The 18,477-nt window shown below is 64.8% G+C and carries 16 protein-coding genes; 14 read left to right on the forward strand and 2 right to left on the reverse strand.

Annotated elements, in window-relative coordinates:
* Positions 1–5: 5 nt before the first annotated feature.
* On the forward strand, positions 6–197 hold the full coding sequence (locus KF759_RS09680) for a hypothetical protein (protein WP_291224916.1): 192 nt from the start codon (positions 6–8) through the stop codon (positions 195–197).
* A 227-nt stretch (positions 198–424) separates the two neighbouring features.
* Here the strand turns inward: KF759_RS09680 and KF759_RS09685 are convergent, their stop codons facing one another.
* Positions 425–2,482: a 3-hydroxyacyl-CoA dehydrogenase NAD-binding domain-containing protein gene (locus KF759_RS09685; RefSeq protein ID WP_291224918.1), complete on the reverse strand. Its 2,058-nt coding sequence runs from the start codon at positions 2,480–2,482 to the stop codon at positions 425–427.
* An 80-nt stretch (positions 2,483–2,562) separates the two neighbouring features.
* Between KF759_RS09685 and KF759_RS09690 the strand changes: the two genes are divergently transcribed.
* The 11 genes from KF759_RS09690 (at position 2,563) to recO (ending at position 14,316) form a co-directional block, all read left to right on the forward strand.
* Complete coding sequence (locus KF759_RS09690) at positions 2,563–3,051, forward strand: hypothetical protein (RefSeq protein ID WP_291224920.1); 489 nt, start codon at positions 2,563–2,565, stop codon at positions 3,049–3,051.
* Positions 3,048–5,657 (forward strand): EAL domain-containing protein, encoded by a 2,610-nt coding sequence (locus tag KF759_RS09695; RefSeq protein WP_291224922.1) that lies wholly within the window; start codon positions 3,048–3,050, stop codon positions 5,655–5,657. The genes KF759_RS09690 and KF759_RS09695 overlap by 4 nt, the downstream gene beginning before the upstream one ends.
* A 93-nt stretch (positions 5,658–5,750) precedes the next feature.
* Positions 5,751–6,344, forward strand: coding sequence for an RNA polymerase sigma factor RpoE (rpoE, locus tag KF759_RS09700; protein WP_291224924.1), 594 nt, complete (start codon positions 5,751–5,753; stop codon positions 6,342–6,344).
* Positions 6,341–7,006 (forward strand): sigma-E factor negative regulatory protein, encoded by a 666-nt coding sequence (locus KF759_RS09705; RefSeq protein WP_291224926.1) that lies wholly within the window; start codon positions 6,341–6,343, stop codon positions 7,004–7,006. The genes rpoE and KF759_RS09705 overlap by 4 nt, the downstream gene beginning before the upstream one ends.
* Before the next feature lie 257 nt (positions 7,007–7,263).
* Complete coding sequence (locus KF759_RS09710) at positions 7,264–8,709, forward strand: DegQ family serine endoprotease (protein ID WP_291224927.1); 1,446 nt, start codon at positions 7,264–7,266, stop codon at positions 8,707–8,709.
* A gap of 175 nt (positions 8,710–8,884) precedes the next feature.
* A complete protein-coding gene (gene lepA, locus KF759_RS09715) occupies positions 8,885–10,675 on the forward strand; it encodes a translation elongation factor 4 (protein ID WP_291224929.1) in 1,791 nt (596 codons plus the stop codon).
* 105 nt (positions 10,676–10,780) lie between these two features.
* Positions 10,781–11,605, forward strand: coding sequence for a signal peptidase I (lepB, locus tag KF759_RS09720; protein ID WP_291224932.1), 825 nt, complete (start codon positions 10,781–10,783; stop codon positions 11,603–11,605).
* Positions 11,606–11,650: 45 nt separating this feature from the next.
* Complete coding sequence (locus KF759_RS09725; RefSeq protein WP_291224934.1) at positions 11,651–12,034, forward strand: DUF4845 domain-containing protein; 384 nt, start codon at positions 11,651–11,653, stop codon at positions 12,032–12,034.
* Positions 12,027–12,698, forward strand: coding sequence for a ribonuclease III (gene rnc / locus KF759_RS09730; RefSeq protein ID WP_291224935.1), 672 nt, complete (start codon positions 12,027–12,029; stop codon positions 12,696–12,698). The genes KF759_RS09725 and rnc overlap by 8 nt, the downstream gene beginning before the upstream one ends.
* Positions 12,688–13,590 (forward strand): GTPase Era, encoded by a 903-nt coding sequence (gene era / locus KF759_RS09735; protein ID WP_291224938.1) that lies wholly within the window; start codon positions 12,688–12,690, stop codon positions 13,588–13,590. The genes rnc and era overlap by 11 nt, the downstream gene beginning before the upstream one ends.
* Positions 13,591–13,605: 15 nt before the next feature.
* Positions 13,606–14,316, forward strand: a complete 711-nt coding sequence (gene recO / locus KF759_RS09740; protein WP_291224940.1) for a DNA repair protein RecO — start codon at positions 13,606–13,608, stop codon at positions 14,314–14,316.
* Between the two features lie 3 nt (positions 14,317–14,319).
* On the opposite strand, the gene KF759_RS09745 is transcribed toward recO, so the two are convergent.
* On the reverse strand, positions 14,320–15,045 hold the full coding sequence (locus KF759_RS09745; protein WP_291224942.1) for a response regulator: 726 nt from the start codon (positions 15,043–15,045) through the stop codon (positions 14,320–14,322).
* A gap of 42 nt (positions 15,046–15,087) precedes the next feature.
* On the opposite strand from KF759_RS09745, the gene KF759_RS09750 reads away from it, so the two are divergent.
* A complete protein-coding gene (locus tag KF759_RS09750; protein WP_291224944.1) occupies positions 15,088–17,865 on the forward strand; it encodes a hypothetical protein in 2,778 nt (925 codons plus the stop codon).
* A 12-nt stretch (positions 17,866–17,877) separates the two neighbouring features.
* Positions 17,878–18,471 (forward strand): DUF1318 domain-containing protein, encoded by a 594-nt coding sequence (locus tag KF759_RS09755; RefSeq protein WP_291224946.1) that lies wholly within the window; start codon positions 17,878–17,880, stop codon positions 18,469–18,471.
* The last annotated feature ends 6 nt before the right edge of the window (positions 18,472–18,477 follow it).

An 18,477-nucleotide genomic window follows, 5' to 3' on the forward strand; every position in this document is an offset into this window, starting at 1 on the left:
CGGGCTTGAGTCTCCTTCAGCTTTTGCCGTGCTGCGCGGCGCATGTGCAAAGCCGAAGCCAAAGCCTGAAACACGAAGAACACGAAGGTAATGAAGAGGAAGATGAAAGGACCTTGATCGGCATTCGTGACCTGAACGAGCCGTCATTCCCGCATCGCTGGGATCCAGCGCATGTGCAAAGCCGAAGCCAAAGCTGAAACACGAAGGACACGAAGGACACGAAGGACACGAAGGTAATGAAGAGGAAGATGAATGGGCCTTGATCGGCATTCGTGACCTGAACAAGCCGTCATTCCCGCATCGCTGGGGTCCAGCGCATTTGCAGAAGATGAAGAGCCTTTGATCTTCCTTCGTGTTCTTCGTGGTTCAATCTTTTCGTGCTTTCCAGTCTCGTGCAGGATGACGATTCATTGCAGCTTTGTCGTCAGCCGGCCTTGGCGCTCGAGCGCAGGGCAGGTGAATCCCAGCCCGGCCGTGGCTGGAAGCGTTCGCCGTGGCGCGCGGCGAGTTTTTCCAGCCGCGCGACCAGCGCATCGGCGCCGCTGTCGCGGATGTACTGGATCGGGCCACCGCGGAACGGCGCAAAGCCGGTGCCGAAGATCAGGCCGGCATCGAGCAGGTCGGGATCGTCGATTACGCCGTCGTGCAGGCAAGCCACGGCTTCGTTGATGAGCGGCAGGATGATGCGGTCTTCGAGATCATCGGGCGCGACATAATGCGGATCGACCTGGGGCTTTTGCGCCTTGCCGTCCTGCCATTTGTAAAATCCCTCGCCATCCTTCTTGCCGCGCTTGCCGTGGCCGACCAGTTCGGCGATTGCGGGTGGAATGTCCAGCTTGAGGAAGGGGCCGAGTTCGGCGCCGACCGAGGCGGCGACATCGAGGCCGACGGTGTCGATCAGCTCGATCGGGCCCATCGGCATGCCGAACTTCTTTGCGGCCTTGTCGATCACTGGCGCGGGGATGCCTTCAGCACACGCACGCGCGGCCTCGAGCATGTAGGGCATGAGCGTGCGGTTGACGAGAAAACCGGGGCTGCCGGCGACCGCAATCGGCAGTTTGCCGATTGCCTTGCAGAAGGCGAGCGCGCGTTTCTCGTTGGCGCCATCGAGGTGATCCTGGCGCACGATCTCGACTAGCGGCATCAGCGCAACCGGATTGAAATAGTGCAGGCCGAGGAAACGCGCAGGCTGGGCCACCGCCTTGCGCAATTCGTCAAGCGGAATGCTCGAGGTGTTGGTGGCGAGCAGTGCCGTGGCCTTCATCTTCGGCTCGGCGGCCTTGTACAGGTCTTCCTTCGCTTGTGCGTTTTCGTAGATCGCCTCGATCAGCAGGTCGGCCGTGGTGATCCCATTGCCCTCGACGTCGGCCTTGAGACGGGCCAATGCCGGCTGGATGCGCTCGGGCGTCTTGAGCTTTTTCTCGAACAGCGTGCGCGCGCGATCGAGCGCGGGCTGCACGTATTTCATCTCGCGATCCTGCAGCGTCACATCGAAGCCGCGCAGCGCGCACCAGGCGGCGATGTCGCCACCCATCACGCCGGCGCCGACCACATGCACGTGCTGGATGCCATGATCGACGCCGCTGCCCGCCGACTTGAGTCGCTCCTGCAGGAAGAACACGCGAATGAGGTTGCGCGCCGTGGGCGTGGTAGCGAGCCTGGCGACCGCGCGCGCCTCGTTGCGCAGGCGCTGGCCGATGCCGCCGCCGCGGCGCCAGGTGTCGATCAGGGCAAACGGTGCCGGGTACTGGTCCTTGCGCACCTTGGCAGCGGTCTGCTTGCTGATCATCGCGGCGAGGATCTGGCGTGCTGGCCACAGGTTGGTGGCCCAGGCGAGCAGTCGCTGCTTCAGCGGCCGCGGCCGTGGATGGGCGATGAGCTCGCGCGCGGTGGCCATCAGCAGGTCGGGTGCGGCCAGTGCATCGACCAGGCCGATCGCGCGCGCATTCTCGGCCGAGGCGGCACGGCCCGTGAGCATGAATTCGAGCGCGGCGGGCGCGCCGATCAGGTAGGGCAGGCGTGACGAGCCACCCCAGCCCGGAAAGATGCCGAGCTTGACCTCGGGCAGGGCGATGCGCGTGGCTGGATCGCGCGTGGCCACGCGCTGGCGGCAGGCCAGCGCGAGCTCGGTGCCGCCGCCCATGCACACGCCGTGGATTGCGGCAACCGTCGGGCAGGGCAGGCCGGCCAGGCGCTGGAACACGCGCTGGCCGTTTTCGAGCACGTCGCGGATGGTGCCGGCCTTCTCGAAACTCTCGAATTCCTTGATGTCGGCACCGACGACGAAGCCAGCCTTGGCCGAGCGGAGGATGACCCCTCGTGGCGGCTCGAAAGACAGGCGTTCAACGATCTCGGCGAGTTCGTCGACCACGGCGCGCGACAGCGCGTTGACGGAACTGCCGGCGCGGTCGAGCGCCAGCTCGACGATGCCGTCGGTGCCCAGCGTGGCCTGCCAGTGCTGGAAACGCAGCCCTTCGAACATGGTCGGCTCCGAAATTGCGGCAATGGGTGGCTATAATCCGGGCAAGGTATGCGTCGGGTCAATGCGGCTCGGAGAAACGTGTGAGCGATCCGAAAACCGAATTGCCGATCGTCCAGAAATTGTTCGAGCGCATCGTGCAATCGCCCGAACACGTCATCGCGCTCGATACCGACAATCCGGACGAGTTGCTGGCTCAGATGCGCACGCTGGCAATCCGTGGTGGCACCTCGATCTACGCGTGGGATCCCGAAGGCGGGATCACGCCGCTGCGCGAAGCGGGCCTGTATGTTCCGGGCACCAAGCGGCTCGCCGATGCATTGCGGTATGTGCTGCAGAGCATGCATTTCGGCATCTACCTGTTCATGGCGTATGAAGAGTACTTGCGACCCGCCGAGACGCTGTTCCTGCGCCGCATCTCGCGTACCGCGATGCGCAGCGAGCGCAAGGTGGTGTTCGTCGGGCAACAGGTCGCCTTGCCCGAGGAGCTCGATGGGGTCTATCAGGCGCTGTCGTTGGCTCCGCATGCGGCGCAGCGCCTGCGTCTGCGCGATGGACGCTGGGTTTCATGAGCACGGTGTTCGGTGAGGGCCAGGGTGCGGCATTGATCGTGGCCAGCGATCGCAACGATCGTCGCGTGCTGTTCGACGTGCTCGACCAACAGGCCTTCGACGAGATCTATTCGGCCAAGGACGTCAGCCAGGCGCGCGAGTTCCTTGATCAGGGCATCCGCATCGATTTTGCGTTCGTCGAGTTCGTCGAAGAGGCAGATGCGGCGGTTGCGTTCTGCAATGATCTGCTGGCGGCAGTGCAGCACCGCATTCCGATTGTCGGCATCGTAGCCACGCCCGGTGGCAATTGGGGCAGCGCGGGCCTGCCGACCTGCGTGACCGACTGGTTGGTGTGTCCGGTGCGTCCCGGAGACGCCCAGGCGCGTCTGAAAACCGCATTGGCCGAGCGCGAAGAAGCGCCGCCACGCCCGCCGACCGCCGTTTCCGCTGCCGCTGCGGCTGCGGTCGCTGCTGTCGCTGACCGCTATCGTTTTGCGTTTGACGGCAGTCTCGACGAATTGGCTCTGGTCGAACCGGCGAGCGGCCGCATCCTGGATGTCAATGACACGTTCGTGCATCGCTCTGGCTATCCGCGCGCGCGTCTGGTGGGCAGTGACATCAATGGTTTTGATTTCCTCGTGCCGGCAGAACGCCGTCAGGAAATCGCCGCCCAGCTCGAAAGCGAGAGCAGTGTGCAGATGCGTGCGCGCAAGCCGCGTGCCGACGGCGGCTGGTATGCGGTCGATGTCAGCATCCGCAATGCCGTGCATGAAGGGCGGGTGGTGCAGTTCTACACCTTCCGCGAAATCGGCGAGCTCAGTCGCCTGCAGGCTGCAATCGCGGCCCTGCTCGAAGTCGGGCGCGGCGAAAGCCGCGACACCGCTGAGGCGATCGTGCAGGGCATGGCGCAATGGCTGGGCTTCGATCTGGTGTTGGCGCTCGAAGTGCCGGTCGATGCCGCGCCCGAGCCCAGCCAGGTTGCGGCATTCCGTCGCTTCGATGTTGATGCCGATGCCGGTGCCACGCACGAGGCCATGCTGCGTCAGGTGCTCGGCGGCGAGGAAGTGATCCTGCCCGCGCAGGCGTGGTCCTCGCCGATCGTCGATCCGGTGCTGCGCGAGCGACGTTACGAGTTCATCGCCGGCCTTCCCGTCGGCGGCGAGCGCGAGGAAAGCATCGGCGCGCTGATCCTTGCGCGCCGCGACGCGCTGGCCGTGGATCCTTCGGTGCAGGCGGGCCTGCACCTGTTCGCGCGCGCGCTGGGCGCCGAGTTTGAGTTGCGCCGTGCGCGCGCACAGGGCCGCGCCGAGGGTTTGCGCGATCCGCTCACCGGCCTGCCCAACCGGCTGCTGTTCAACGACCGCCTCAACTCGGCCATTGCCGAGGCCCATCGCGGCGGTGAAATGCTTGCGGTGGTGTTCGTCGATGTCGATCGTTTCAAGACGATCAATGATTCGCTCGGCCACGCGGTCGGTGATCAGGTGCTGATTGCGGTGGCGCGACGGCTGCGCAGCAGCGTGCGCAGCACCGACACCGTGGCCCGCTATGCCGGCGACGAATTCACGCTGATACTGCGCCATATCGTGCAGCGAGAGGACGTGCTGCGCATCGCCGAGAAGATCGTGCGGGCGATGGAAGTGCCGTTGCAGCTGCCCGATGGGCTGGAGCTGAGCATCACCACGTCGCTGGGGCTGAGCTTCTACCCCGATGATGCCGCCGACGCCGAGCGCTTGCTCAAGCAGGCGGACGTTGCGATGTATTCGGCCAAGGGCATGGGGCGCAACAATTTCCAGGCCTATGTGGCGGTGTCGGAGGAGTCGCATCGCCAGCGCCTCGCGCTCGAGGCCAAGCTGCGTCAGGCCGAGCGCAATGGCGAGCTGCGCGTGTTCTACCAGCCGCAGGTCGATGCGCGCAGCGAGGACATCATCGGCATGGAAGCGCTGCTGCGCTGGGAGCATCCCGAACTGGGCATGATCAGCCCGGGCTTCTTCGTGCCACTGGCCGAGGAAACGGGGCTGATCATCTCGATCGGCGAGTGGGTGCTGCGGGCCGCGTGCAAGGAGGCGCGGCGCTGGTGTCAGGAGCATGGCCTGGCCTTGCGTCTGGGCGTGAACCTTTCGCCGCTGCAACTGCGCCAGCCGCATCTGGTGCGCACGGTGGCGACGGTGCTGCGCGAAACCGGGCTCGACCCGCATCAGCTCGATCTGGAAGTGACCGAGAGCATCAGCGCAAAGACGATCCCGAACCTGATCGAGACGCTCAACGGATTGCGCGATCTCGGGTGTGGCATCTCGCTCGATGATTTCGGCACTGGCCAGTCTTCGCTCGACTACATCCGGCGCTTTCCCGCCGATCGCATCAAGATCGATCAGGCCTTCGTGCGCAACATCGGGCTCGATCCGGACGACGAAGCGATCGTGCGCGCGACCTTGTCGATGGCGCATGACCTCAATTGCAAGGTGGTCGCCGAAGGCGTGGAAACCGAACAGCATTTCGAGTTCCTGCGGGAGGAAGGCTGCGACGAACTGCAGGGCTTTCTGTTCTGCCGACCGCTGTCGGTTGCCAGTTTCGACAACCTGCTCAAGGAGCGCGCGCGCCAGCTGGGCACCCTGGGAGTGCGGGCGTGAGCAAGCCACGGTCGGGCATGGGCGAACTTTTTGCGATGCCGGCAGTCCAAGCAGGGAACCTGTGGTGGACCACGACAACGGAGCAGGGCCCACATGGGTGAAGGCGACCTGGACAAGGCGCTCGTCGAGCGCGTGCAAAAGGGGGACAACCGTGCTTTCGACCTCTTGGTCAGGAAGTACCAGCACAAGCTGGTCGGTGTCATTTCCCGCTACATCAATGATTGGAGCGAATGTCAGGACGTTGCCCAGGATGCCTTCCTGCGCGCCTATCGCGCGATCGGTTCGTTCCGTGGTGATGCCCAGTTCTACACCTGGATCTACCGTATCGCGATCAATACCGCCAAGAACCATCTGGTGGCGCAGGGGCGCCGGCCCCCGACCGAGGACATTGCGGTCGAGGATGCGGTCCAGTTCGAAGGGGCTGGCCGCCTTCACGAGTCGGCAACGCCGGAGCGCGAACTGATGCGTCAGGAGGTTGAACAAACCGTGTTTTCCACTGTCCAAGAGCTGCCCGAGGAACTGCGGACCGCGATCACCTTGCGAGAGGTCGACGGCCTGAGTTACGAGGAGATCGCGGAAGCGATGAAATGCCCGATCGGTACGGTCAGGTCGCGCATCTTCCGCGCCCGTGAAGCAATCGACGAGAAGTTGCGCCCGCTGTTGTCGGAAGGAAGGAAAGCCCCATGAACGAGAGCCGCCGCGAATCCCTTTCCGCCCTGATGGATGGTGCCCTGGACAAGGAGCAGCTGCGTTTCGTGCTCGCGGGCCTGGCCTCCGACGGTGATGGCGCCCCATGCTGGAGCCGCTACCACCTGGCCGGACAGGTGCTGCGCCGCGAACGCCCCTTGCTGCTCGACGACAAGCTCGCCCAGGCGGTCATGGCGGCAATCGCCAATGAACCGCTTGCGAGCCAACCGCGTCTTGGCCAGCGGGTGCTGCGATGGGGCGCCGGTGGCGCGATCGCGGCCTCGGTGGCCTTGGTGGCCCTGTTGGCCACGCGGCCGGCTGATGGCCCGGTGTCGACGCCATTGGCAACGCCGACGCCGTCGCTCGCGCGCACCACGCCGCTCGCGGTGAATTCGGCGACATCGATTGCGGCCTTGCCGGCCTCGGCGACGACGTCGAGCTTCGGCATCGGAGAGGTACGGCCGCCCTTGCTCGCGCCCAATGCGCCGATTGATTCGGCGCCGGCCAGCTATGGCGTCGAGACGACCTTGGTGCCGGCGCTTGATCCGCGTTTCTCGGTCTATGCGCGCGGTGGCGCAAACGTGCCTGCCGGCGGCGGCTACGTGCTGTTGCTCACGCCCAGCGAGCGCAAGAGCGAAACCGCATCGCGGCGCAGTCACTGACGGGCCAGGCGCTGCGCTCGGCGGATTCGGCGTGGCCTTGCGGCGGAATCGCGCGGGCGCAAGCAGGCTGTTCCGAGGCGATCGATTCCGGCATCGTGGCTGAACAGCTGACCGCAGCAGCGTTGAACTTTGCGCGTTGACTACCGTCCTAGCCCGCACGGCTCATCCGAAGCGGCCAGCAACCAGTCCAGTGGTTTGCGCGGGTTCCGCTTTTGTGGCGACCAGCATTCTCATCCCTCAATCACAGCGAGGAAACCATGACGATGATTCACCGTGGCGCGATGTTGTCGCGTACGCTGCTTGTTCCGCTGCTGGCCTTGTTCTGCATGGTCGGTCAAGCCGCGGCGACCGATCTTCCCGATTTCAGTTCCCTGGTGGAAAGATACGGCCCCGCTGTCGTCAACGTGCAGGCGAGCGGCAACCCGGACAACCAGGCGCAGCATGGTCAGGATGCGCAGGAAATGCCCGAGATCTTCCGCCGCTTCTTCGGCCCGCAAATGCCGATGCCACGCCAGCGCGGCATGCGCGTGTCGATGGGTTCGGGCTTCATCATTTCCAGTGACGGCTACGTGCTCACCAACAACCACGTGGTCGACGGCAGCGACCAGGTGACGGTGCGACTGTCGGACCGTCGTGAGCTCGATGCCAAGGTGATCGGTACCGACGCCCAGTACGACATCGCCCTGCTCAAGCTCAACGCGAGCAACCTGCCGGTGGTGAGCATCGGCGACTCGCGCAAGGTCAAGGCGGGCAACTGGGTCGTCGCGATCGGCTCGCCGTTTGGTTTCGATCACTCGGTCACGGCTGGCATCGTCAGCGCGATCGGGCGCAATTTCGGTGGGGCCGACCAGCAGTACGTACCCTTCATCCAGACCGATGTACCGATCAATCGCGGCAACTCGGGCGGCCCGCTGTTCAACCTCGATGGTCAGGTGGTCGGGATCAATTCACAGATCTTCTCCAACACCGGCGGCTTCATGGGCGTGTCGTTCGCGATTCCGATCGACATCGCGATGAATGCGGTCGAACAGATCAAGACCTCCGGCCGCGTCAGTCGCGGCATGATTGGCGTGCAGATCCAGAACGTCGACCGCGAACAGGCCAAGGCGCTTGGTTTGCCGCGCACCGGTGGCGCGCTGGTCAACAAGGTCACGCCCGGCGGCGCCGCCGACAAGGCCGGTATCCAGCTGGGTGACGTGATCCTCGCCTTTGCCGGTCGCGATGTGGTGATGTCGGCTGACCTGCCACCGCTGGTGGGCTCGACCAAGCCGGGCAGCAAGGTCGACCTGAGCATCTGGCGCGAGGGCAAGACCCTGACGATACCGGTCACGGTGGGTGAATTGCCGGCGGACAAGGACGCCCTGGCGAGCGCGTCTGGCGCAACGCCCAGCGCGGTTGCTGGAAACGCCTTGGGCATCGTCGTTGACGAGCTCACCGCCGAACAGCGCAAGCAGTTGGGCATCACCGACAATCAGGGCGTGGTCGTGCAGCGCATCGCCGGCAACCTCTCGCGGCGCAGCGCGCTGATGCCTGGCGATGTGATCCTCATGGTCGGACGCAAGCCGGTGAGGTCGGCAGCGGACTTCAACGCCAGCGTAAAGGGTGCCAAGCCAGGTGACTCGATCATGCTGCTGGTGCGGCGCGATGATCAGACCCAATTCGTCGCCGTTACCGTGCCCAAGGCGGGCCCCGAGCGCGAATGAGCGCGGGAATCTGCGTTTGCATCCACGACGGGGCCTGCGGGCCCCGTCGTCTTTTCGGCTCAATCGTGGGCGAGCTGCCCGCGCCCGACCGGCACGGGGGCAATGCAAGTCGCCCGCTTCATGCGATAATCCCGCGTTTGCCGGGGCCGGGTGCCGCCGGAGCAGCCCGGTACGCATGACCAATATCCGCAATTTTTCGATCATTGCCCACGTCGATCACGGCAAGTCCACCTTGGCAGACCGCATCATCCAGTTATGCGGCGGCCTGACTGCGCGCGAGATGGAAGCCCAGGTGCTCGACAACAATCCGATCGAGCGCGAGCGCGGCATCACCATCAAGGCGCAATCGGTGTCGCTGCCGTACAAGGCAAAGGACGGGACGGTCTACCAGCTCAATTTCATCGACACGCCCGGCCATGTCGACTTCAGCTATGAAGTCAGCCGGTCGCTCGCTGCCTGCGAAGGCGCCCTGCTGGTGGTCGATGCCGCCCAAGGCGTCGAGGCGCAGTCGGTCGCCAACTGCTACACCGCGGTCGAGCAGGGGCTCGAAGTCGTGCCAGTACTCAACAAGATCGACCTGCCCACCGCCGACATCGAGCGCGCCAAGGCCGAAATCGAAGCGGTGATCGGCATCGACGCCGCCGATGCGATTGCGATCAGTGCCAAGACCGGCCAGAACGTCGAGGCGGTGCTCGAGGCGATCGTGGCGCGGATTCCGCCGCCCAAACCGCGCGATTCCGACAAGCTGCAGGCATTGATCATCGATTCGTGGTTCGACAATTACCTTGGCGTGGTCTCGCTGGTGCGCGTGATGCAAGGCGAACTCAAGCCGCGCGACAAGCTGCTGGTGATGTCGACCGGCCGCACCCACGAGGTCGACCAGGTTGGCGTGTTCACGCCCAAGCGCGCGCTGCGTGACAAGCTCGGCATGGGTGAGGTCGGCTGGGTCACGGCTTCGATCAAGGACGTGCATGGCGCACCGGTGGGCGACACCCTGACCCTTGCGCGAGATCCGGCGGCCAAACCGCTGCCGGGCTTCCAGCAGATGCAGCCGCGCGTGTTCGCGGGCCTGTTTCCGGTCGTGGCCGAAGACTACCCCGATCTGCGCGAGGCGCTGGAGAAGCTCAAGCTCAACGACGCGGCGCTGTATTTCGAGCCGGAAACCTCGGAAGCGATGGGTTTTGGTTTCCGCTGCGGCTTCCTCGGCCTGCTGCACATGGAAATCATCCAGGAGCGGCTCGAGCGTGAGTACGACCTCGACCTCGTCACCACCGCGCCGACGGTCGTCTACGAAATCCTGCTCACCGACGGTCGGGTGGTGCGACTGGACAATCCCGCCAAGTTGCCGCCGGTGCAGACGGTCGAGGAAGTCCGCGAGCCGATCATCGTCGCCAACATCCTCACGCCACCCGATTACATCGGCAACGTGATCAAGTTGTGCGAGGAAAAGCGCGGCGTGCAGCGCTCGATCAACTATCTCGCCACCCAAGTGCAGATCAGTTATGAGCTGCCGCTGGCCGAGGTCGTGCTCGATTTCTTCGACAAGCTCAAGTCGGTGTCACGCGGTTATGCCTCGATGGACTATCACTTCGAACGCTTCCAGAGCGGGCCGTTCGTGCGCGTGGACATCCTCATCAATGGTGATCGCGTCGACGCCTTGAGCCTGATCCTGCACCGCTCCAGCGCCGACCGCCGTGGGCGCGAGCTTGTCGAGAAGATGAAGGACCTGATTCCACGGCAGATGTTCGATGTGGCGATCCAGGCCGCGATCGGCGCGCAGATCATTGCCCGCTCGACGGTCAAGGCGTTGCGCAAGAACGTGCTCGCCAAGTGTTATGGCGGCGACATCACGCGCAAGCGCAAGTTGCTGGAGAAGCAGAAGGAAGGCAAGAAGCGCATGAAGCAAGTCGGCAGTGTCGAGATCCCGCAGGAAGCCTTCCTCGCGGTCTTGCAGATGGACAAATGAGCATGCTGACGAACGCGTGCAACGGCAGCGTCAGCGCCTGGCTTGGTCCCGTTCTGACGGGTTACCCGATTCAGCGCGTCACGGCAGGATCTTCCGGAGTCGATCATGAATTTTGATTTTGCATTGCTGCTGGTTGTCTTGACCGCAGTCGCGGGAGTGTTGTGGCTGCTCGACTTGCTGCTGCTGGCACCGCGCCGGCGTCGGCGCGCGCAGTTGGTCGCGGCGATGACCGCACTGAGCGACGAGGAGCGTGAGGCGCGCACTCGCGACACCTTGCGTGAATCGGTGGCGGTCGAGTACGCCCGTTCGTTCTTCCCGGTGCTGCTGCTGATCCTGCTGTTTCGCTCCTTCGTCGCCGAACCGTTCAAGATCCCCTCGGGTTCGATGATGCCGACCCTGTTGGTCGGTGATTTCATCCTCGTCAACAAATTCGCCTATGGTCTGCGACTGCCGGTCCTCAACAAGCGCATTTTCGCCATCGGTGAACCCAAGCGTGGCGATGTGTTCGTGTTCCGCTACCCGAAGAACCCGAAAGAGGATTACATCAAGCGCGTGATCGGCTTGCCCGGTGACACGATCGAGTACCGCAACAAGACCTTGTTCGTGAACGGTCGGCAGGTCGGCGAGACCGATCTGGGCACCTATTCGGGGCCGGGCGAGCCCGGACGCCCGGCCGATGGCGCCGAGCTCAAGCTCGAAAACCTTGACGGCGTCGAACACCAGATCCTCGAGGTGCCGCGCGCCTGGGTCGGCCATGAAGGCACCTGGACGGTGCCGCCAGGCCATTATTTTGCAATGGGCGACAACCGAGACAACAGCGCTGACAGCCGCTTCTGGGGTTTCGTGCCCGAGGAGAACCTGGTCGGCCGGGCCTTTCTGATCTGGATGAATTTCGGCAGTTTGAACCGCATCGGTACCGTGATCAAATAAGATGCGCGGCATCGACCCGCAACCGGCCATCGAGGGAGTACGCACATGCATCGCAAGGTCAAAGGCATCACGCTGATCGGTTTCGTCATCATTCTCGTCGTCGCCGGCTTTTTCGCCTATGTGGCGATGCGCCTGATTCCCGCCTACACCGAGTATTTCGGCGTGGTCAAATCGATGGACCAGCTGAGCAAGGAACCGGGGGCCTCGACCAAGTCGCTCGATCAGGTGCGCCGTGACCTCAGCTTCAAGTTCGATACCCAGTATGTCGACGAGAACAACGTGCCGCCCAGCGCGATCTTCCTGGTGCGCGATGCGGGCAAGTCCATCCTGCGCGTGGCCTATGAACGGCGCATCCCGTTCATGTACAACGTCGAGCTTCTGGTCAGCTTCGACCACTCGATCAACCTCACCAACAACACGGGTGACTGAGTCCGGAACCCTTGGTCATCGGTTCGCCGATGTGGCCTTGCTGGAACGTGCGCTGACGCATCGCAGTGCAGCGCACGTCAACAATGAGCGGCTGGAATTTCTCGGCGACGCGCTGCTCAACCTGCTCGTGGCCGAGCTCATTTTCGAATTGCATCCACGGGCCAGCGAGGGCGAGATGACGCGTTTGCGCGCAGCGCTGGTCAACGGCAATGCGCTGGCCGACATGGCCCGTGGGCAGCAACTTGGCGATCAGCTGCACTTGGGGCCGGGTGAGCTCAAGAGTGGCGGCCATCGCCGCGACTCGATCCTTGCCGATGCTTTCGAGGCTTTGGTGGCCGCGGTCTATCTGGATGGCGGTTGGCAAGCTTGCAGGCAGCGGGTGCGTGATTTGTTTGCGCCGCTGGTGGAAGCGGGCGCACGCACGCCAAAGGATGCCAAGACGCGACTGCAGGAACTGCTGCAGGCGCGCGGACTACCGCTGCCGGTCTATGACCTGCTCGCGACCGCGGGAGAGGAACATGCGCGCGTGTTCACCGTCAGTTGCCGCGTCGAAGCAATCGATGCGCAGCGCGAAGGCAGTGGATCGAGCCGCCGGGCGGCCGAGCAGATTGCGGCCGAACGCGTTCTCGAATTTCTCGAGGCAGGCAAGAACAATGGCCACTGAGTCCCCGTCGCACCGTTTCGGCACCGTGGCCCTGGTCGGTCAGCCCAATGTCGGCAAATCAACCCTGCTCAATGCACTGCTTGGTTTGCGACTGTCGATCGTCACGCCCAAACCGCAAACCACCCGTCACCGGATTCTCGGCATCGTCACCCGCCCCGATGCGCAGATCGCCCTGCTCGACACGCCCGGCCTGCATCGCCAGACGCGGCGTGCGCTCAACCACCAGCTGAACCGGGTTGCCCGCCAAGCGCCCGAGGATGCCGATCTGCTGGTGCACGTGATCGACGGCCCGAAGTGGGGCGATGAGGATGAGGGCATCTGGAAGCTGCTGTCCGCGCTGGGCAAGCCGGTGCTGTTGGCGGTGAACAAGGTCGACAAGCTCACCGACAAGACCCGCCTGCTTGCCTTCGCCGCGCAGGTGACCCGTGAGCACGCCTATGCGGGTGTGCATTTCCTGTGTGCGCGGCGCGGCGACGGCGTAGCCATGCTGCTCGACGAGATTGCGCAACTGCTGCCGGAAGGCGAGGCCGCCTACGCCGAGGACGAATTCACCGATCGCAGCGAACGCTTTCTTGCGGCCGAGCTCGTGCGCGAACAGCTCATGCTCCTGCTTGGCGACGAACTGCCGTATGCGACAGCGGTCGAGATCGAAGGATTTGAAGACGCCGCCAGGATCACGCGCATTGGCGCAGTGATCTGGGTCGAGCGCGAGGGCCAGAAGGGTATCGTGATCGGAGCCGGGGGCGGGCAGCTCAAGAAGATCGGCAGCGCGGCGCGACGCGCGATGGAACGCCTGTTCGAGCGCCGCGTGCATCTCGAGTTGTGGGTGCGCGTGCGCGAGTCCTGGAGCGACGATGCCGCTGCGCTCAAGCAGTTCGGCTATACCGATTGAGCAAGGGAGGCGCCGGTGCGCGTCGATGGGCAACCCGCGTTCGTCCTGCACGCGCGCGCCTGGCGCGAAACCTCGCTGTTGCTGGAAGTTTTCAGTCGGGATCACGGTCGCGTGGGTCTGGTGGCGCGCGGCGTGCGCCGGGAACGCAGCCGCTGGCCGCGTGGCCTGTTGCAGCCATTTCAGCCGCTGTTGCTGGCTTGGGCCGGGCGAGGTGAGTTGGGTACGCTGGTTGCGGTCGAAGGCGCGAGTGCGCCACTGCAGCCCCAGGGACAGACCCTGCTTGCGGGGATGTACGTCAACGAATTCGTGTTGCGCCTGAGCGGTCGTGGTGATCCCCATCCACGTGCATTCTCGCTCTATGCGCAGTGTCTGGCACGACTGAATGGCGAGGAATCGGTGGCATGGACCTTGCGCCGTTTCGAGCGTGACTTCCTCGCCGCGATCGGCTATGGACTGGTGCTCGACCAGGCCGCTGATGGCTCACCATTGCAGGCGGCACACGACTATGCCTACGACCCGGAGGCCGGCGCGCGGGTGTGGCAGGGCCAGCGCAGTGGCGTGCGCGTCTGCGGCGCCGCCTTGCTTGCACTCGCCGCGGATGACTGTCCCGCAACCGACGAGCTGCGGCAGTTGCGCGGCCTGGTGCGCGGCGTGGTGCGCCACCTGATCGGCGGCGAGCTCGAGTCGTGGAAGCTCACGCGGCCCGCCCTGCGTGATGCAAGGTGATTCTCATCGCGCTGCCGCGGCGCGGAGCACGTCATGGACGCGGTGGCAGTGGTCGAGGAATGCCTCGACCGCCGCGCCGGGCCAGACATCGTGCTCCAGCTCGATGCGCAATCGCGCAATCGCCGCGGTCAGGCTTGGCGTGCCGCAGAAGCCTGCTGATGCGGCCAGTCGATGCAGGCGTGCGCGCAACCCCTCGCGATCCCGTTGTGTCGCCAGACTCGCGAGCTCCACCGGCAACTCGGACAACTCCGTAACGAACAGCGCGCGCAGGGCAGCCAGGATCGAAGCATCACCGGCAACCGCGTGCAAGGCCCGGGCATCGTCGAGCTCGCATGGGATGGTCGTGCAAAGGCGCGCCTGCGGAAGGTGACGTTCGAGCGCCTCGCGCAGGATTTCGATCGTGAGCGGCTTGGCCAGCACCTGGGCGAAGCCGTGCGCAGCGAGCGCCGCAGCGTGTTCGGCGTCGACTTCGGCACTGGTGGCCAGTGCCGGAGCCTGGCGTGAAGGGCCGGCTCCCGCACGGATCGCCTCGAGCACGGCGCAGCCATCCTGAACCGGCATGTTGAGATCGAGCACGAGCAGATCGAAGGCGCGTTTCCCGGCGAGCGCCACGGCCTGCCCGCCATCGGCAGCGCAGGTCACATCGGCGCCCAGCTGCGCGAAAGCGGCAGCGAGGAATTGCAGGCTCAAGGCGTTGTCATCGGCAACGAGCAGACTGAAATGCGACATTGCGACTCCTTGCAACGCAGCGTTGCGGCAGAATGAGCCGCGATGCCCCGATCGTCAATTCCCTTGCTGATCGTCCTGAGCGTGCTGTGCAGCAGCGCGCCGCCGGCGGATGCGCGCAGCTTGCGGCTGCAGGCCACGCGCGTGGAGGCGCCGAGCCTGGATCTTGAGGGCGTGCGTATCGAGGCCCAGGTCGGCGCGAATGGCGGCAGTCTGCGGATGTTCGCGCAGCGGCTGCGGATTGCAGAGCTCGGCGTGGATCAGGTTCTCGATTGGCAGTGCGTGCTCGAGCGCGAGGCCGATGCGCAAGTCTGCGACGGCCCGATGCGGATGGCCGATGGGCGCAGTGCGAACCTGCGCGTGCGTCTGGCGCGCGAGGAACTCGATGTGAAGCTTCAGCAAGATGCGTTCGAAGGCGTCCTGCAATGGCCGCTGGGTACCGGCACGACCACACTCGATCTGCGCAGCTTGCCCGCGGTGTGGCTCGCCCCTGCCTTGGCCAGGCACTGGGAAGGCGGCAGCCTGCGTGCGGGATTGTTCGATGCGGTGCTTGCGATCGATGCGGCGCAGCGGGTCCATGCGCGCGGTTCGCTCAAGGGGCTCACGCTGGGAACGCACGATGGCACGCTTGCCGTCGAGGGCATGGACATTGAAGGCACGGGCGATTGGATGGTGACGAACGGCGTCGCCCGAATCAGCGCGCAGTTGAAGTTGGCGCGCGGACGTGCGGACATGGGCGGGCTGCATGCGCAACTGCCACAGGCGCCGGTCGAGCTGACGGTCGATGCAAGCCGCGGCATCGACGAGGTCTGGGACTTTGCACGCCTGAATTGGCACGATCCGGACGTGCTCGAATTCGATGCCGCCGCGCTCTTCGATCCTCGCCAGCTGGCACCCCTGCGGCGCCTGCAGCTGCATCAGGTCCGTGCGGTTTTCCCGCTCGCCCTGCAGCGCTATGGCCGCGGCGTGCTCGCTGCGCACGATCTGGACGGTCTTGCGCTCAGCGGCGAATTGCGTGGCAGCGCCGCCTTGGATGGTGACGGTTTGATCCGCGCCACGGCCGAAACGGATCGGATGGATCTGCGGCTGCCGCGGCACGCGATCTTGATCGACAAGCTGCGGGGCGGTTTCGACTGGCGACGCGATGGACACGGCGAAGCCAGGCCGATCTCTTTCGCGCATGCGCGTTTGGATCACCTCGATGTCACCGCACTGCAATCACGCTGGCAGATACGCGATCGGGCTGCGCATCTGATCGGTCCGCTGAGCGCCCGGTTGTTCGGTGGCAAGCTCACGGCGTACGACTTGATTGTGCGCGAGCCCGGCGCGAATGCCACCTGGCTGCAGGGGCGCGCGGGCGTGCGCGGCATGGGCTACGACGCGGCCGATGGCAGTTTCGGCATTGCCAATCTCGCTGCTGATCTGGATCTGAGGCTCGCCGGTGAGCTTGATGCGCTGCATGTCGCGGCTGACGCGAGTCTGCACGGCGGACAGGCGCTGGCCGGCAGCGTCTATGTGGAATTGCCGCAGTCGCCGGTTCACGCGCGAGTTGGAGTTGCTCTTTCGCCATCGGTGTGGCGGATCGAACGCTTCGATTGGCGCGATCCCGGTGTGCTTGACGCGAGCCTGCTTGGGCAGTGGGATCCGGTCACGCGCAAATGGCTGGCATTGCAGGCGCAGCTGCGCGAGCTCGATCTTGCGCGCGCAACCGATCGTTACGCGCGCAGTTGGCTCGCCACGCGTGGTTATGGTCAATTGCAGGCGCGCGGCCACGCGCAAGGCGCGCTCGCGTTCGAATCGGGACGCATGCGCGGCTTTTCATTGCAGGCCCAGGCCGTCGATCTCGTCGATGGTGCAGGTCGCTTCGCGCTCGAAGGCCTCGATGGCGCGCTCGACTGGAATGCGAACGCGCCGCGCGCGCCAACCAGCCTCGGCTGGCGGCACGCCGAGTTCTACAAGGTTCCTTTCGGTGCTGCGCGCTCGCAGTGGGTGTCCGACCGCGACAGCCTGCAACTGGCCACGCCGCTGGCCGTGGACGTGCTGGGTGGGCAATTGAGATTGGAAAAATTCATTGCCCAGCCCGCGTCACCGCGCGGTGACCGCTACGAGGCCTCGTTCGCAGTCGTCGGCGTGCAGTTGCCGCAGATGTCGGCGGCCTTCGGCTGGCCGAGCTTTCCAGGCAATCTGTCGGGCGGCATTCCCGAAATCGAATTCGTCGGCGATCGCATCGAGTTTCATGGTGGTCTGGATTTGTACTTGTTCGATGGCCATCTGGGCGTCAACTCGATGAGCCTGGAGCGCCCCTTCGGCAGCGAGCCCGCGCTCGGCGCCAACATCCACTTCGAGAATTTCGACCTCGAACAACTCACCAGCGCTTTTTCCTTCGGCAGCATGAGCGGGCGCCTGTTTGGCACCATCGATGATCTGCGCCTGCTTGATTGGGGCACGGTCGCCTTCGATGCGTGGTTGCGCACCAAGGGCGGCGGCAAGATGAGCTACACCGCGGTCGATGACATCACCGGCATCAGCAGCGGCGCGCCGGCATTGCAGAATCTCGCGCTCAAGCTCGTCAATACCTTCCGCTTCGGTCAGCTTGGTGTGCGCTGCCGATTGCGCGACGAGGTCTGCACCATGGGTGGCATCGAGCCATTGCCTGAACGGGCAGATGCCAGCGACTCGCTCGATGCGCGGGGCTACGCTATCGTCAAGGGTGCCGGCCTGCCGCGCATCGACATCGTCGGCCATCGCCGCCATGTCGATTGGCCCACCCTGGTACGCCGTCTGCGTGATGCGACCCGGGGGCAGGCACCCGTCATCGAGTGAATCGGAGGTTTCATGCGTCGTCGATTTGCCACCATCGTGCTGTTGCTTGCCTGCGTGTTGCCGGTCGCCTGCGTGACGATCAATGTCTATTTCCCCGAAGCTGCAGCGCAGAAGGCGGCGGGGCAGTTCGTCGACAAGGTGCTCGGCGGTGCAGCGGTGCCGGCGCACGGCGAGCCGCCGCCAGAGCCCGGGCGCAACAATCCAGCCGCGGCCTTGCTCGACCTGCTGGTGCCCAGTGCCCATGCGCAGGGCGCCGACATCACCGTGCAGACGCCGCAGATCCAGGCCATCCAGGCGCGCATGCAGGAGCGCTTCTCGACACGGCTGCGTGCGCATTTCGACAGCGGCGCGCTGGGCTTCACCCGTGATGGTCTGGTGGCGATGCGCGATGCCGCCGCGGTTCCGCTGGCGCAGCGCGCCGCGGTCAACGCCGAGGTGGCCGCCGAGAACCGCGATCGCGAGGCCGTCTACCGCGAGATCGCACTCGCCAATGGCCATGCCGACTGGGCGCCGCAGATTCGTGCGACGTTTGCCCGGCAATGGATCGAGCGCGCCCGGCCCGGCTGGTACTATCAGGATTCCAACAGCGCGTGGCAGCGCAAATGATGCAGC

It is taken from the genome of Dokdonella sp. (assembly GCF_019634815.1).
Taxonomy (GTDB): domain Bacteria; phylum Pseudomonadota; class Gammaproteobacteria; order Xanthomonadales; family Rhodanobacteraceae; genus Dokdonella_A.

Excerpts from the sequence above, each read along its gene's own strand:
- KF759_RS09745 (WP_291224942.1), bottom strand. The coding sequence starts at position 15,045 with ATGTCGCATTTCAGTCTGCTCGTTGCCGATGACAACGCCTTGAGCCTG.
- KF759_RS09705 (WP_291224926.1), top strand. The coding sequence starts at position 6,341 with ATGAACGAGAGCCGCCGCGAATCCCTTTCCGCCCTGATGGATGGTGCC.
- KF759_RS09710 (WP_291224927.1), top strand. The coding sequence starts at position 7,264 with ATGACGATGATTCACCGTGGCGCGATGTTGTCGCGTACGCTGCTTGTT.
- lepB (WP_291224932.1), top strand. The coding sequence starts at position 10,781 with ATGAATTTTGATTTTGCATTGCTGCTGGTTGTCTTGACCGCAGTCGCG.
- KF759_RS09695 (WP_291224922.1), top strand. The coding sequence starts at position 3,048 with ATGAGCACGGTGTTCGGTGAGGGCCAGGGTGCGGCATTGATCGTGGCC.
- rpoE (WP_291224924.1), top strand. The coding sequence starts at position 5,751 with ATGGGTGAAGGCGACCTGGACAAGGCGCTCGTCGAGCGCGTGCAAAAG.
- era (WP_291224938.1), top strand. The coding sequence starts at position 12,688 with ATGGCCACTGAGTCCCCGTCGCACCGTTTCGGCACCGTGGCCCTGGTC.
- KF759_RS09725 (WP_291224934.1), top strand. The coding sequence starts at position 11,651 with ATGCATCGCAAGGTCAAAGGCATCACGCTGATCGGTTTCGTCATCATT.
- KF759_RS09755 (WP_291224946.1), top strand. The coding sequence starts at position 17,878 with ATGCGTCGTCGATTTGCCACCATCGTGCTGTTGCTTGCCTGCGTGTTG.
- KF759_RS09685 (WP_291224918.1), bottom strand. The coding sequence starts at position 2,482 with ATGTTCGAAGGGCTGCGTTTCCAGCACTGGCAGGCCACGCTGGGCACC.
- KF759_RS09750 (WP_291224944.1), top strand. The coding sequence starts at position 15,088 with ATGCCCCGATCGTCAATTCCCTTGCTGATCGTCCTGAGCGTGCTGTGC.
- lepA (WP_291224929.1), top strand. The coding sequence starts at position 8,885 with ATGACCAATATCCGCAATTTTTCGATCATTGCCCACGTCGATCACGGC.